The organism is Bacillus sp. FSL E2-8887 (assembly GCF_038007205.1).
In the GTDB taxonomy this organism is placed as follows: Bacteria; Bacillota; Bacilli; order Bacillales; family Bacillaceae_G; genus Bacillus_A; species Bacillus_A mycoides.
The window spans coordinates 4,776,262-4,791,863 of the sequence record NZ_JBBOWS010000001.1 but is presented as its reverse complement, the minus strand read 5'-3'; the positions used below and the strand labels follow the sequence as shown (position 1 = coordinate 4,791,863).

13 protein-coding genes and 1 riboswitch are annotated in these 15,602 nt (G+C 37.9%); of the genes, 6 read left to right on the top strand and 7 right to left on the bottom strand.

Annotation, left to right across the window (positions count from 1 at the left end; genetic code table 11):
- Positions 1-6 precede the first annotated feature (6 nt).
- On the top strand, positions 7-498 hold the full coding sequence (locus NSQ08_RS24790) for a metal-binding protein (RefSeq protein WP_002089644.1): 492 nt from the start codon (positions 7-9) through the stop codon (positions 496-498).
- Positions 499-644: 146 nt separating this feature from the next.
- On the opposite strand, the gene NSQ08_RS24785 is transcribed toward NSQ08_RS24790, so the two are convergent.
- Positions 645-962: a DUF4870 domain-containing protein gene (locus NSQ08_RS24785; protein ID WP_002191186.1), complete on the bottom strand. Its 318-nt coding sequence runs from the start codon at positions 960-962 to the stop codon at positions 645-647.
- 287 nt (positions 963-1,249) lie between these two features.
- Between NSQ08_RS24785 and lldP the strand changes: the two genes are divergently transcribed.
- Positions 1,250-2,911, top strand: a complete 1,662-nt coding sequence (gene lldP / locus NSQ08_RS24780; protein WP_326996732.1) for an L-lactate permease — start codon at positions 1,250-1,252, stop codon at positions 2,909-2,911.
- A 71-nt stretch (positions 2,912-2,982) separates the two neighbouring features.
- A riboswitch (TPP riboswitch) is annotated at positions 2,983-3,098 on the top strand.
- 112 nt (positions 3,099-3,210) lie between these two features.
- Positions 3,211-4,971 (top strand): phosphomethylpyrimidine synthase ThiC, encoded by a 1,761-nt coding sequence (gene thiC, locus NSQ08_RS24775; RefSeq protein ID WP_201053370.1) that lies wholly within the window; start codon positions 3,211-3,213, stop codon positions 4,969-4,971.
- Positions 4,972-5,222: 251 nt separating this feature from the next.
- Here the strand turns inward: thiC and NSQ08_RS24770 are convergent, their stop codons facing one another.
- The 3 genes from NSQ08_RS24770 to cydA form a co-directional block, all read right to left on the bottom strand.
- On the bottom strand, positions 5,223-6,581 hold the full coding sequence (locus NSQ08_RS24770) for an arsenic transporter (RefSeq protein ID WP_002129967.1): 1,359 nt from the start codon (positions 6,579-6,581) through the stop codon (positions 5,223-5,225).
- Positions 6,582-6,800: 219 nt separating this feature from the next.
- Positions 6,801-7,826: a cytochrome d ubiquinol oxidase subunit II gene (locus NSQ08_RS24765; RefSeq protein WP_002089640.1), complete on the bottom strand. Its 1,026-nt coding sequence runs from the start codon at positions 7,824-7,826 to the stop codon at positions 6,801-6,803.
- On the bottom strand, positions 7,819-9,174 hold the full coding sequence (gene cydA / locus NSQ08_RS24760) for a cytochrome ubiquinol oxidase subunit I (protein ID WP_002016174.1): 1,356 nt from the start codon (positions 9,172-9,174) through the stop codon (positions 7,819-7,821). Before cydA ends, NSQ08_RS24765 begins: the two co-directional genes overlap by 8 nt.
- Before the next feature lie 252 nt (positions 9,175-9,426).
- Here cydA and NSQ08_RS24755 point away from each other — a divergent pair, with 252 nt between their 5' ends.
- Both NSQ08_RS24755 and NSQ08_RS24750 read left to right on the top strand, forming a co-directional pair.
- Complete coding sequence (locus NSQ08_RS24755; RefSeq protein WP_002016173.1) at positions 9,427-9,576, top strand: hypothetical protein; 150 nt, start codon at positions 9,427-9,429, stop codon at positions 9,574-9,576.
- An 89-nt stretch (positions 9,577-9,665) separates the two neighbouring features.
- Positions 9,666-10,751 (top strand): hypothetical protein, encoded by a 1,086-nt coding sequence (locus NSQ08_RS24750; RefSeq protein ID WP_002089636.1) that lies wholly within the window; start codon positions 9,666-9,668, stop codon positions 10,749-10,751.
- 67 nt (positions 10,752-10,818) lie between these two features.
- On the opposite strand, the gene NSQ08_RS24745 is transcribed toward NSQ08_RS24750, so the two are convergent.
- A complete protein-coding gene (locus NSQ08_RS24745) occupies positions 10,819-11,703 on the bottom strand; it encodes a LysR family transcriptional regulator (RefSeq protein WP_002129960.1) in 885 nt (294 codons plus the stop codon).
- A gap of 135 nt (positions 11,704-11,838) precedes the next feature.
- On the opposite strand from NSQ08_RS24745, the gene NSQ08_RS24740 reads away from it, so the two are divergent.
- Entirely contained in the window at positions 11,839-13,839 is a 2,001-nt protein-coding gene (locus NSQ08_RS24740) for a YhgE/Pip domain-containing protein (RefSeq protein WP_340779452.1), read from the top strand.
- Positions 13,840-13,892: 53 nt separating this feature from the next.
- Here the strand turns inward: NSQ08_RS24740 and NSQ08_RS24735 are convergent, their stop codons facing one another.
- Complete coding sequence (locus NSQ08_RS24735) at positions 13,893-14,273, bottom strand: VOC family protein (protein ID WP_000609851.1); 381 nt, start codon at positions 14,271-14,273, stop codon at positions 13,893-13,895.
- Positions 14,274-14,315: 42 nt separating this feature from the next.
- Positions 14,316-15,473 (bottom strand): acyltransferase, encoded by a 1,158-nt coding sequence (locus NSQ08_RS24730; protein ID WP_340779449.1) that lies wholly within the window; start codon positions 15,471-15,473, stop codon positions 14,316-14,318.
- Positions 15,474-15,602 lie beyond the last annotated feature (129 nt).

Sequence of the window (15,602 nt, the reverse complement as noted above, 5' to 3'; positions counted from 1 at the left end):
TGCATTATGCCATCAGGAAGAACGCATACGAAAATAAACTTAATATCCCTTCCGGTTGTTTTGTTTATGCTCTTTTCGTATGGATTAACAAGTTTTGATTTTTTATTAACTTTTGCAATTGGCTTTTTAGTAGGTACTTCATTTCTAACACCGGATTTAGATACGTACAGTAATGCGTATAACAAATGGGGATTCCTCCGCATTTTTTGGTATCCATATAGGAGCGTAATGCCCCATCGTTCCTTCTTCACACATACGATTATAATTGGTGATATTATTCGTATTGCATACATGTTAATCGTGTTTTCTCCGTTTTTATTCCTATTAAATATAATCGCATTCGGTGGAAATTTAATAGAAATTGCGAAGGAACACGAGGTTGAAATTGTAACGTTTGTAATGGGGATTGTTGTGGCGAGTACGCTTCACATTATAGCGGATAAAGCGAATACGCGCCGAAAGAAAATGATGAGAAAAAAGAAGAAACGCAGAAGATAAAGAAACCGTCCCAAAAGGTATTTTGGGACGGTTTTTTTCTTATTAATAGGTAGGTTACTCTTGTTGAACCGCCGATAAAATTTCATTTACGATCATGCGACATCAATTTTTGGACAGTTTCTTTTTAATCAAACGCTTGTTTAAAACTAAGCTTTCAGTACTTTAATACCTTTCACGATATTCCAAATGAAGTAGTATAAGCTAATGATTCCGCAAATGCATAAGACGATGATTGCTCCAATTCCAAGTGTTACGTCTGGTTGATCAGATCCGATGCCCATAATTCCTAAAATAACTAATCCAATAAATGAAGCGATGCTTGGAACGATATGTGTCCATAGAGCACGTTTCGCATGTGGTTTCGTTTCAGAATCGCCCACAATCCACACGATAATAGGGAATAAGATAGGTGCAAATAATACACTAAAGTATGATAAAGCTGCTAATATTTTGTTTCCGTTCATATATATCACCTCATAAGTAATGTCCGTTGTTATACTTTTAGTATGCGATAAATTTGGCAACCTTCCTATCGATTAACATTACAAAAACGTGACGCTTTTGTAAGATTTCCTTTTTAAATGATGAAATTTTCAAAAAAATCTTTTTAAATGAAAATTGTTGTGATAAAATTATTGAAAACGTTTTCTTAAACGTTTTGTATTTTTTAGACTTAAAGGTATGATGACCTGGTAGTCTATTGATAAGGTTATATCTTATTTAAAAGGGGATTCTTTAGGGGGAGAGAACAATGAACACATGGACACAAGTTTACGATCCGTTCGGTAACATTTGGATTTCGGCAGCAGTCGCACTTATTCCAATCATCTTTTTTTTCTTAGCTTTAGCGGTTTTCCGCATGAAGGGGTATGTGGCAGGATTTATTACAGTTGTATTAACGATTTTGGTGGCGTTATTTGCGTATAAAATGCCATTCACAATGGCAATGGCAGCGACCGGATACGGTTTCTTATACGGATTATGGCCAATTGCGTGGATTATCATTATGTCAGTATTTTTATATAAAATTTCTGTGAAAACAGGTCAATTTGATGTCATTCGTGCATCTGTATTATCCATTACGAATGACCATCGTTTACTCGTTATTTTAATTGGATTTTCATTTGGAGCATTTTTGGAAGGGGCAGCAGGATTTGGTGCACCAGTAGCGATTACGGCAGCGCTTCTGGCAGGCCTTGGGCTAAATCCTTTATATGCAGCAGGTCTTTGTTTAATCGCAAATACTGCACCAGTAGCTTTCGGAGCGATGGGGATTCCGATTACAGTTGCTGGACAAGTGACAGGCATTGATCCACATAAAATTGGACAAATGGCTGGGCATCAATTACCGTTCTTATCTTTATTTGTTCCGTTCTTTATCGTATTTTTAATGGATGGCTTTAAAGGAGTAAAACAAACGTGGCCTGCTTTATTTGTAGCGGGTAGTTCATTTGCAATTACACAGTTTATTACAGCGACGTTTTTAGGACCAGAACTTCCTGATATTACGTCAGCACTTGTAAGTTTAGTAAGTTTATCGCTATTCTTAAAAGTTTGGCAGCCGAAAGAAATTTATCAAACTAAGCAAGCGAATAGTGAAGTAGCCGCGGCGACGACGGCGACATCTATGCCGAAACTAACGGTAGGAAAAGTAGTAAAAGCGTGGTCTCCGTTCATTATTTTAACTGTGATGGTAGTCATCTGGAGCCAGAGTTTCTTTAAAGCGTTATTCGCTCCGGGCGGCGCTTTAGAAAGTCTCGTATTTAAATTTGAAGTTCCAAGCTTGCACAATTTAGTAATGAAAGCAGAGCCAATTGTAAATAAACCAACACCTTATGAAGCAATCTTGAAATTAGATATTTTATCAGCGACTGGAACAGCAATTTTAATTGCTTGTATCATTTCTATCTTTATTTTGAAAATGAGTGCAAAAGATGCAGTAGCAACATTTAAAGAAACGTTAAACGAACTAAAAATGCCAATTTTATCTATTGGATTCGTATTAGGATTCGCATTTATCGCAAATTATTCTGGTCTATCTTCTACATTAGCGTTAGCACTTGCAGGAACTGGCGGATTATTCCCGTTCTTCTCACCATTCTTAGGATGGATTGGCGTATTCTTAACAGGATCAGATACGTCAGCGAACGCACTGTTCTCGAATTTACAAGCAATTACAGCGCAGCAAGTCGGTGTATCTGAAGTGCTTCTTGTTGCAGCAAATACAACGGGCGGTGTAACAGGTAAAATGATTTCTCCGCAATCAATTGCGATTGCTTGTGCGGCAGTTGGACTTGCTGGGAAAGAGTCAGATTTGTTCCGCTTTACATTGAAGCATAGTTTATTCTTCGTTACTATTGTTGGGATTATGACGTATGTGCAGGCTTATTATTTAACTTGGATGATTCCGTAAACAACAAAAGAAATAAACTTTGCATTTTTCAGATTATAGTGTATGATGGGAAAGTATTGAAAATTAAATCAGTGATAAACTAGGGGTGCCTAACGTATGCGTAGGCTGAGAGAGAAGCGTGTGAACTTCTTAACCCTTTGGACCTGATCTGGCTCGTACCAGCGTAGGGAAGTTAACGGCTTTACATAATTATGCCTTTATGAGCCAGGTCCTTATTCTTTTATGGACCTGGCTCTTTTTATTTTGGCATGCGCTGGCCATATCTCGTCCTTGTCACGAACAGGGGGGCAACAAAGGTTATGAAACAGTCTGTTTCAGCTGAGCAAATTGAATTGAAATCGAGTTTACCAGGAAGTAAGAAAGTGTATGTGGATGGAACACGTGAAGGTATGAAAGTACCAATGCGTGAGATTGAACAAAGCGATACGAACGGTGTTCAAAATCCGCCAATCCGTGTGTATGATACGAGTGGACCTTATACAGATCCAGAGTATAAAGTGGAGCTGGAAAAAGGGTTGCAGGCGCCGCGCCACTCTTGGACCTTGGGGCGTGGTGATGTGGAAGCTTATGAAGGACGCGAAATTAAACCTGAGGATGACGGTGTGAAAGTGGCTTCAAAACATACACCTGTTTTCCCGCAAATGGATCGTAAGCCGCTTAGGGCGAAGCAAGGTGCAAATGTTTCGCAAATGCATTATGCGCGTAATGGCATTATTACGTCTGAGATGGAATATGTTGCGATTCGTGAAGGGGTAGAGCCTGAATTTGTTCGTAAGGAGATTGCAGAAGGTCGTGCGATTTTGCCGGCGAACATTAACCATCCTGAAGCGGAACCGATGATAATTGGACGTAATTTTCACGTGAAGGTAAATGCAAATATCGGAAACTCTGCTGTATCGTCTTCTATTGCAGAAGAAGTAGAGAAGATGACGTGGGCGACTCGTTGGGGTGCAGATACGATTATGGATTTATCTACAGGTAAAAACATTCATACAACACGTGAGTGGATTATTCGTAATGCTCCGGTACCAGTTGGAACTGTGCCAATTTATCAAGCGCTTGAAAAAGTAAACGGAATTGCAGAGGATTTAACGTGGGAAGTGTATCGTGATACGTTAATTGAGCAGGCGGAGCAAGGCGTTGATTACTTCACGATTCACGCTGGTGTATTACTTCGTTACATTCCAATTACTGCAAAGCGTATGACAGGTATTGTTTCGCGCGGTGGTTCGATTATGGCGCAGTGGTGTTTATTCCATCATAAAGAAAACTTCCTATATACTCACTTTGAAGAGATTTGTGAAATTATGAAGCAGTACGATGTTTCGTTTTCTCTTGGAGATGGATTACGTCCAGGTTCTATTGCAGATGCAAATGACGAAGCGCAGTTTTCTGAGCTTGAGACACTTGGTGAATTAACAAAAATCGCTTGGAAACATGATGTGCAAGTTATGATTGAAGGACCTGGGCATGTACCGATGCATTTAATTAAAGAAAATATGGAGAAAGAACTTGATATTTGTCAGGGTGCGCCGTTCTATACACTTGGGCCGTTAACGACAGATATTGCACCAGGTTATGATCATATTACTTCAGCGATTGGTGCTGCGATGATCGGTTGGTTTGGAACGGCGATGCTTTGTTATGTAACCCCGAAAGAACATTTAGGTTTACCGAACAAAGATGATGTTCGCACGGGGGTTATTACGTACAAAATCGCTGCACATGCAGCTGATCTTGCGAAAGGGCACAAAACGGCTCATCAGCGTGATGATGCACTTTCAAAAGCTCGCTTTGAATTCCGTTGGCGCGATCAATTTAATTTATCTTTAGATCCTGAACGTGCGATGGAATATCACGATGAAACACTGCCAGCAGAAGGTGCGAAAACGGCTCATTTCTGTTCAATGTGTGGACCGAAGTTTTGTAGTATGAGAATTTCACATGATATTCGTGAATATGCGAAAGACAATGATTTAGAAACGACAGAAGCAATTGAAAAAGGGATGAAAGCGAAAGCGAAAGAATTTAAAGACACTGGTAGTCATTTATACCAATAATACGTTACACCTCTTTACTTGATTGATCACACTGTACCTAACTTAAATATAGAAGAAGCCCCCTTTGCTAAGACGGTAGCAAAGGGGGCTTCTGTCGTCTATCCCGCTATTTGTGGGCAGTAAAACTCCCACCTCAACATTCGGCTGGAGCAAAGAAGTTAGGTGGGAGATAAACTGCCCGTAAACGCCCGATTGGTGCGGGCTAATAATCAGTGGGGGATGAACACCCACCCACCTTATAAAGTTTCACTTTATAAGGTGAAGAATAATTGTACCCAGTAGTATAAGAGGAATAATGTGACGACTGTTGTGAGTGGGATTACGATGAGAGATACGCTTAAATAATCTTTCCATTTCACTTTAATTTTGTTTTGTCTTAAGATATACATCCAAATGAGGGAAGCTAGTGTACCGATTGGTAATAATAGTGAACCGATGTCACTACCGATGATATTTGCGAGATAGATAGTTTTTAATGTGACTGGATCTAGTCCCATTTCTGTTAATGTGATTGTACCAATCATAAGTGCAGGGTGGTTATTGAAGACGTTAGAGAGGAGGGAAACGAGTCCGCCCATTGCAAAGCTGGCATAGAGTAGATGCTGACTTACAACTGGTTCAAGCCAACTTACAAGTGCCGCTGTTAACCCTGCGTTATGAAGCCCGTAAATAATTACATACATAGAGAAAGCGAAAATTAAAATGTGCCACGGTGTCTTTTTCAAAATATCGACTGGGTTTGTTCGTAAGTAGTACCATCTCCAGATGAGAAGAACGAGTGAACCGAGTACGGCAACGATTTCGATTGGAATCGATAAGAAGGATGCAACGAATAGAAGACAGCGCATAAGGAAAACGAAGCCTAATACTTTTAACATGAATTTCGTACGTTTTTGTTTCGTATTAACAGAATTTTGTCCTTTTAACGGATGGAAGTTTTTCGTGAAGAAAATTTCTTCAATATCATATGAAGAAACAGGCAATCTTTCTGGAATTTTTTTCTTTAAAACTGTATACATGAGCCATGACATAAACAGTAGCCCTAATGTTGCAGGTACAAACATCATAGCTGTATGCATATAAAGAGTCATATTAACAATATTTAATGCGATTAAGTTTACGATATTACTTACACCGATTGGTGCACTAGATGCAGTGGCAATTAAAGCACCGCTTAATAAATAAGGGATTTGTTGATGAGGTTTTAATTGAAGGTTTTTCAGAAGTAAAATCAAAATCGGTGTTGTAATTAAAATACTACCGTCATTATTAAATAAAAGAGTCATAAGAAAACATAGTAATTGAATGTACCAGTATAGGCGTCGTCCGGAACCTTTCGCTAAATTTGCGAGCTTCGCTGCGGACCAGTGGAAGAAGCCGAAGCTTTCTAATATAACCGCCATAACGATGGTCGCTAATATCGTTATAGAGGCACCGCCGATTTTACTTATAATGTCCATGACGTCTGGTTTTGATACAAGTCCAGTAATGAGGATAATGCTAGCGCCGACTGCTGCCGGCCACGCCTCATTTAAACCGCGAGGTCGCCAAAAGATAACAATCATCGTTAAGAAGAATACAATAATAGTAATCCATATTTCAATGCTCATATTTAACCTACCTTTCTATTTTCCCTTGAACAAATGTAGCTTGTCTCAAGTTTATATAGCATTATATTCAAAAGAAAATAAGAAGAACTAGGCATCTACCTTAATCTAGTGAATATGTGTATTTTGAGCAATAAGGCAAGTATAAGGAGTAGTGTAATAACTATTAGGAGAGGAGTCTAATAAATTAGGGGCATTCTATGTGTGAATGCCCCTAATTTACTATTTTTCCTTTAAAAATGTTCGATCTTTTAAGAATAAATTCCAGAAGAAAATAAATCCTGGTAGTAAAATTGCAATCCCGATTGCGTAAAGAATAAGAAGTGCATAGAATGTTTCGACCGTCGTAAAGCTTGTAAATACAGTTACGTCCGGGTAAATGATATAAGGTAAATGGGCGACGCCGTAAGCGTAGCTTGCAAATGCATATTGAGCGACGACAGCTAAAACTGCAATGCGAGGAAAGCCTAGTGTTCCATATTTCTTATTTGTCCACCAAAGGGAAGAGTATCCGATAACAAATAAAATGATAGAGACTGTAAACCATGGGAATTGCTTTATTAGTCCTTGCATAAGCCAGTGTGTTTCAGGGTCCATTACAACGAGAGCGATAATAGCAGTCACGAGCGTTGCAGGACCAAGTATGATGGCATTTCTTCTATAAATTCGGTACGTATCTTCAGAACCTTGTTCCCTAGCAAAGTCAGCAAGAAAGAGAGATGATAGAAATAGTTCCGAAGTTAGTCCGAAGAGCATATAACAATAAATAACGGGACTAGAAAGAAGTTTTCCGTAAAGGAGCACTTCTTTTCCTTCAGACATCGTAATATAGGCACCTTCTGTAACTGGCAGAACGGTAATTAATAGAGCTGGGATTAAGAGCCCGGTAATACCTGAAATAATCCGAAGAAGGTGTTGGTATTTTGGCAGGGAGTAAGCAAATACCATAAATGTACTACGAATCGCAACGAGTACTAAAATTAACATAACTGGTACAAACATAACGGTTGCAAGGGTAAAGGCCGCTTTTGGGAAGAAACCGAGAAAAGCAACGACGACAAAGACAAGAAACGTATTTGTTACTTCCCAAGTTGGTGATAAGTACCGATTAGCAAGCTTGGCAGCAAGTGTCGGGTGTTTAGCGTATACCATGCCCCAAAAACCAGCTCCAAAATCAATAGACCCTAGTATGCTATATACGAAAATAAGAGCCCATAAGATGATGATTGCAATGCTTTCCTCATGCACGAGAATCGCCTCCTTCGTGATGTAAATCATTCTTTAACGGATGTTTCTTAAAGAATGTCCGTAGTACAAAGACTGTTAAAATACCGAGTCCGATATATAAAATGATGAATAAAACAAATAAAGGACCGACGAAATCAGCGCGCGTAGAAGCATCTACCGTGCGTTGCATGCCATAAATTGTCCATGGCTGACGACCACTACAACTAAAAATCCATCCGAATTCAATACCGAGCAACATAACGGGTCCACAGGCGGCAGCTCCCCAAAGAAGCCACTTCGGTAACTCTACTCCTTTTTTTCGGTAAACAAAGTACCAATATAAGAGGGCAATAGCTGCAACTGCAAAGGTAAAGGCAGCAGTGCCGACCATTAAGTTGAATAGTGTATGTGTGTAAAATGGTGGCCACGTTTCTTGCGGGAATTCATTTAGCCCTTTTACAACGGTGTTAGGGTCTAGTCCCACTAATAAGCTAAGCATGTTCGGAATTTCAAGGGCATAGTTTAGTTCAAGTGTGTTAGGGTCCACAACCCCGCCAATCGATAAAGGCGCGTGTGATGTCGTTTCAAACAAAGCTTCAGCAGATGCTAGTTTTTCAGGTGAATGTTTATGTAAGGCAATAGCAGATTCGTGTCCTGAAAGCCACATCGTAGCACCTGTGATAAATGTAACGACAAGCCCTAACAGTAATCCTTTTTTATGGTAAGCAATTTCACGAGCACTTAAATTTTTCTTTAATAATTTAAATCCAGCGATAGAAGCAATAACAGCTGCTCCAGTTGTATAGGCCGTAATAACGACGTGGAATGCACTTGTGCCAAAGCTCGGATTAAAGAAAGCTTTCCACGGATCAACGTTAAAAACTGAGCCATCTGGATTCATTGAAAAGCCCGCAGGTGTATTCATCCATGTGTTTGCCGATGTAATAAGCACGGCAGATGCAGTGGCGCCAATCATAACGAAAAATAGCGAGATTAATCTCATAACTGGAGGTAGTTTATCAGCCGCATATACGTAAATAGACATGAATAAAGCTTCTAAAAAGAAGGCGAAAATCTCAATTTGAAACGGAACGGAAATAACTTGCCCAACAATTTTGGCGAAACCAGGCCAAAGAAGTGAAATTTGTACACCAACAATTGTTCCAGTTGGAATTGCTACACCGAGAAGGATAGCAAAAGCCTTTGTCCATCTTTTTGCCATAATGGCATAGTCGGAATCTTTCTTCCAGTGATAGAGTATTTCACTTATAAAAATCATTAAAGAAAGCCCGACTCCAAGCGTTGCAAAGATAATGTGGAATGCTAATGAAGAACCAAAAAATGCCCTTGCTAATGTTACGGTATCCATATGTATACTCCCCTTCTTTTTGCCATTATTTTCTGATTGAATTGGAAAATTTATTCAAAAAACTACCGAAAATATATATGTATTTAAAAAATGAGTACGGCAATATAGTGTTTAAATATTCTAAAAAGAAAGAAATTGATATTTGGTAATATTTTATTTGTTTTTTAGGGCTGAATCTTTTATAATCTTTTATGCGAACGTAAGTTCTATTTCCGGGATGAAGAAGTTTATGTGAAATGGAGAGGGTGTTTTATGTATCCTGAAGTCATTAAAAAGATGGCATTTTCAAGAGAGCATAGAGATTTATTATTAAAGTTGTATAATAAAGAAATTACGCGTCGTGAATATGATCGACTTGTGGAATCGCTATATAGACCTTCTAAAGAGGCTTGCGAAGGATAAGGTGAGAGAGACAATCTAAAGGATTGTCTTTTTTATATTTGCGTATGCTCTGGTAAAATTAAGGTTAGCCTTAAAAGGAGGTGAAAAGCTTGCGAAAACGTTTATATATAGGGATTGGGGTTATTCTCTTAATCGCTTTAGGTGGAGTTGTATTTTGGTCAGCTTTACAAGGAAATCGTACCGAGCATTTTATTTTACGACATATGGTGAATGAAAATGGAACACTTGCAACGTATCGCTTAGAGGATACAAAGGCAGGTAAGGGTGAAGCGAAGGGCCGTGAAGCTTTATCAGAATCTGCAGGGTTATGGCTACAATATACACTTGATAAAGATGATCAAGCTTTATTTGATGAACAAGTGAAGGTTATTCAAAATAACTTTGTACACAAGGATCGCATCGTTATATGGAAAATCTCTGAAAAGGGAGAAATGCAGTCAGCTACTAATGCACTTATCGATGATCTTCGTATTATAGAACAATTATATCGTGCTTACGAAATGTACAAGGAAGATCGCTATAAAAACCTTGCAGATCAATTGAGTGATTCTGTACTTCGTTATAATAAAAAAGGTAATTATTACGTTGATTATTATGATGCAGATACAGGAAAACAAAATAACTTTGCAACAACATCTTACATAAATCCGCATGCATTCTCTTATATGAAAAAGTATGGAAAAATTTCTGCACAGCAGTATCAGGAAGTTGTTCAGTTTTTAGCGGATTATCCAAGGCAGGGTTGGGCATTCCCGAAAGAGTATAAAGATGATGGGACATTTACGTACGATAAAGAAGTGAATCTTATTGATCAATCATACGTTGCTTATCATCGTAGTTTAGGCGGTCTTTCATCAGATGCTTATTTGGAATTTATAAAGAAGAAATTTCGCGAAGACGAAAAGTTATATGGTCGTTATAACTTAGAAACGGGAAAACAAGCTGTGAACTATGAATCACCAGCATCTTACGGATTAACAATTTTGTACGTACTACAAACAGGTGATACAAAGTTTGCGAAGGAATTGTATGAGCGGATGACTACATTCCGAAATGATAATGTATTTAGTAGATATTATGGTGGATATGTAACAGGTGAGAATAATAATACACATATTTTCGATAACGTATTGCCGCTTTTAGCGGAAATGGAATTGGATAAGAGTAAAAAATAGAAGGTGCCACCCTATGGGGATGGTACCTTTTATTTGTGTCGTTATTTGTTTGTAAAGCGATATAATTTTACGCCCTAATATTGGAGAAGTAATCAATCACGAATTCACGAAATTGCTGGGCGGTGTTTGATAAATAGCGCTTCTTCGACCAACTTAAGCCGATAGTTCGTTCGCAATTAGGTTCAATAATACGTAACTTATTTGATGCTAAAGTAGAGTTTTTTAATAAAGTTAAACTTGGGACAAAGGCGATGCCAAGACCTTGCTTAATGAGATCGCTAATCACGGTTGGTTCATCTACTTCAAAAGCGATATGTGGAGTGAAACCAGCTTTTTTACAAAATTCATCTGTTAAGTGCCGAAATCCGTAACCAGTGTTCATACTAATAAACGATTCGTCTTTTACTTCATGCAAATAGATACTTTCGCGGTTTGATAACCGATGTCCTGAAGGAACAGCTAAGAAAATTTCTTCTGTGATAAGTGGTTCCCAAACCATTTCCTCGCCTTCAATTGGTACAGAGGAGATACAAAAATCAATTTCCATATTATCTAGTTGCCGCTTCATAGAAGGAGTAGATGCGAGAAATTGTTGGAATCGAACGTTAGGATGTTCTAGTAAAAAAGAACCGAGTAGCTCGGGTAATATTCTTGGAATAGAAACTGCAAGTGTAATAGAGCCTTGTTGTAATTCAGCTAAATCTTTAATTTCGCGTTCCCCTTCACTTAATTCATGAAAAATGCGTTCTACTCGTTTTAAAAATACTTTGCCGAAAGAGTTTAATGTAATCTGTCGACCTTGGCGATCAAATAAGGGGACGCCTAAGTCCTTTTCTAGTCTAGCGATTGTTTTACTGAGTGAAGGCTGCGCGATATGCAATTCTTCAGCTGCTTTTGTCATATGTTCTAGTCGTGCGACTGTCTGAAAGTATTTTAATTGAAGAAGTTCCACTTCGAATCTCCTTTCTATAGACCAAAAGGAATGAATTGATAATTAAAGATGTATTATACAGTATGGAAAGTGACGTGTATAGTAAATCTGTTAAACCATTCGAAGGGTGTTAAATTAGGAGAAGGAGTATGTTTCATGAAGGGAATTCAACTTATATTTAAAGATTGGAAGGCGATGTGGAACCATAAACATGGACGTATCGCTTTAATTTTTTTATTAATCGTTCCTTTAATTTATTCAGGATTCTTCTTAGCTGGATATTGGGATCCGTACGGAAAATTAGATAAATTACCTGTTGCAGTTGTTAATTTAGATAAGGGTGCTGTGATGGATGAAAAAACAATCCAGGCTGGAGACGATTTTGTTAAAAATTTAAAAGAGAATAAGGAATTGGCGTTTCATTTCGTATCAGAAAAAGATGCTGATGAAGGGCTAAAAGAAGATAAGTATTATATGGTGGTTACGATTCCGGAGGAGTTCTCTAAAAAGGTAAGTACACTAATGGATGAGAAACCAGAGCCGGCACAATTGCAGTATAAAGTAAATCCAGGTAAAAACTTTGTAGCAGCTCAAATTGGAACGACAGCTGTTGAAAATATGAAAACAAAAATCTCAAATAGTATTACGAAATCTTATACAGAAGGTGTCTTTTCAAAGTTTCAAGATTTGGCACAAGGGTTGAGTGATGCAAGTAATGGCGCTGAGAAGTTACATGAAGGAACGACGGATGCAAAAAATGGGGCGAATCAGCTTACAGATGGTATTCATCGTTTAAATGATGGAACAGTGAAGTTAAAAGAAGGAAGTGATAAGCTTGCCTCTAGTCAATCGGCCTTAACTGGGGGAGCAAATGAGCTTAGTCAGGGAGCGACATCACTTCATAATGGTATGGAGCTGCTAGCACAGGGGGAGAAGTCTTTACAATCAGGAGTTAGTGAATTAAGTGCTGGTACAAATGAATGGGTGAACGGAAGTGAGAAACTTGCTGAAGGGCAAGTGAAAGCGGACAATGCAGCAAATAGTGTAAAACAACAATTAGAAGAGTACGTGAAAAGTCATCCAGAAGTGCAGCAAGATCCTGCTTTTCAAAAGATCATTGCTACTTCTAACGGATTAGCTAAAGCAACAAACACTTTAAATAATAGCCAACAACAATTGACACAAGGTGCGCGGAAGCTTACTGATGGTCAGCATAAGATTGAGGAAGGCATGAATACATTCGGAGTTAAGTTAAACGAAGCTACCGCTGGAACGAAAAAGATAGCAGATGGTACTTCGAATTTAGCTGATGGATTTACGAAGTGGGGAAATGGATTTACATCATTACAAGAAGGTGTAAATCACCTTGCGAGTGGCGGAACAGAGCTGAATCATGGTGCTGATAAGTTAACGAACGGACTTGTTAAACTTGACGATGGTGCGAAAGAACTTTCTACGAAATTGGGAGAGGGCGCAGAGAAGATAGCGGATGTTCGCAATGATGATGCACGCAATACGATGTTCTCAGAGCCGGTTCAATTAGTGAAGTCGACAGTTTCTGATGTGCCTAACTACGGTTCAGGTATTGCACCATACTTTTTATCACTGGCATTTTATGTTGGCGGAATTATGGCATCGAATATTTTACCTCTTGGCCGTAGACAAAATATGAAGGTAAGCGGAACAGTACATTTTATTAATAAACTAGGATTAGTATATTTAATTGGACTCATTCAAGCACTACTTGTAGATGTGGTAGTGTTAGGAGTTATGAAATTAGAAGTTGCAAGTGTATCACTCTTTGTTTTATCAAGTATTGTTATTTCCTTTACGTTCATGACATTTATTCTTATGTTAGTAACGGTATTCGGCATTGTTGGGAAGTTCGCAGCGGTAACGCTTCTCGTTCTTCAATTAGCGACGAGCGGAGGTACTTTCCCAGGAGAGTTAAATATAGCTGTGCTTAGCAAAATTGGACAGTTTCTCCCAATGTCTCATTCTCTTAGAGGATTACAAGATGTTATCTCTTTAGGAGATTGGTTGCAATTGCGAATGCAAATTTTAATTTTATTATGCTATCTCGTTGTCGCTGGTGGAATCACATGGGTTACGAGTCATATACAGCATAAGGAAACGAATGCAGAGCAAGTTTCTTAATAAAAGAAGCTATCCGAAAAGGTTTTATTATGACCTTTTCGGATAGTTTTTTCTTATTTCTTTTCCATAACTGCAAAGTAGTTATTTTCATTATCAGCAAAGTTGAACGCTCTACCAGTAGGTAAATCTACAACTTGTCCAACTGTAACATTTTTCTCAGAAAGATCTTTATACAGTTGATCTAAGTTATTAGAGAAGAACATAAGTGAAGGGGTATTTAAGTTTAATTCAGGTTGCATCTTCGCAATTAACGCCTTATCGTGAAGGACGATGCTTGTTCCAGCTTCTTTTGCCGGCGCAATTTCAATCCAGCGAAATCCTTGACCGTTATTTTCTTCTGCAACAATTTGGAATCCTACTGTTTCTGTCCAAAATTGTACTGATTCATCTTGGTTATTTACATATAACATAATTTGTCCAATTTGATTAATCATAGGTATGTCCTACTTTCTTTTCTTGTATGGAATTCTATTATATCAAAGATATGGTTTGAATACCTTTTCGTGAGTTTTTCGAAGTACAATCTTAGCCCATTTCATATTTGTTGTAGGAGAAGGTCCTGTAATCCATGTATGAAATGGTAGTGTACTGCAAATGACCATTGCTGAAATCGAGATTGTGGCCGTTATTGTAAATAATAATAGGCTATATAATATTGTGTTTTCTTGCAGTGTGAATAAAGAAAGAAATTTTGTACATAGTTGCAAGAAGAAAAAATGAGCTAAATAAGCGCCATACGTGTAATTCCCGATAAAACGTAGAGCTTTATATAAGAAACCACGTCGCTGTACAACTGTAATAGATAACACGTACAGTATCATAATTTCACAAACAATATATAAAAACATGGACGGTTTTAAATAAGTAGAAACCGTTAAATGAATAGAATTGGCGCCGTAAAAACTAAATAACTCATAATTGATGAATAAAAATAAGATGAAAAATAGTATTGTGATAAGCGGAATATGTTTCATGACAAATATACGCCAAGTTTTTAATGATACAGCAGCTATTCCTCCCATGACGAAATAGAATGAGTAGAAGAAGAAGGAACGATCTGTATAATGTAAAATGGTTGAACTAGTCAGTTTCTCTCCATTAAAAATGTAGTGAGAAGAGTACCACATTAAGAAGAAATATAGACAAGCGAAAATGGTCATATATTTATATATGTCTTTTTTATTTTCTGTTCGTTTTTGAAACCAATAAAATAGTGTGCATAGTAAAGGGAACAATAAGTGAATTTGGAACATCATAATAACGTACCAAAGATGAGGTGCAGCTGTTCCGAGTAATAAACTTTTTATTCCGCCTTGGAGTGTAATGGTATCGTTTGTTGTTAATAGATAAAGAATAGACCAAAAGAAATAAGGGATGAGTAAATGTGTGGATTTTTCATAAATATACTCTGTATAAACGAGTTTCTTCGTATATTGCCGAATTAAATGGAAGCCGACGATAAATATGAATGCAGGTGCTGAAAATTTTGCAAGATTAAATAGCATGCCCATAATGAGAGATTGCTCGAGTAAGACATTTCCTTGATTCATTGTATATAATAAGGAACTTTGCAAAACGACAGCAAGAAATGCAATGCTTTGCAAAACTTTAAATTCTGGTGCGCTTTGTGTCATCGTGTCCATCTCCTTTTCCATACATGATTATAGTACGGAGAAAGGATGAAAGGTGTGGAATGTTTGTGAAGATTATAACAAATTTGTGGCGGGATGGGATTATATTAACGCTTTTGCTAATATATCTAT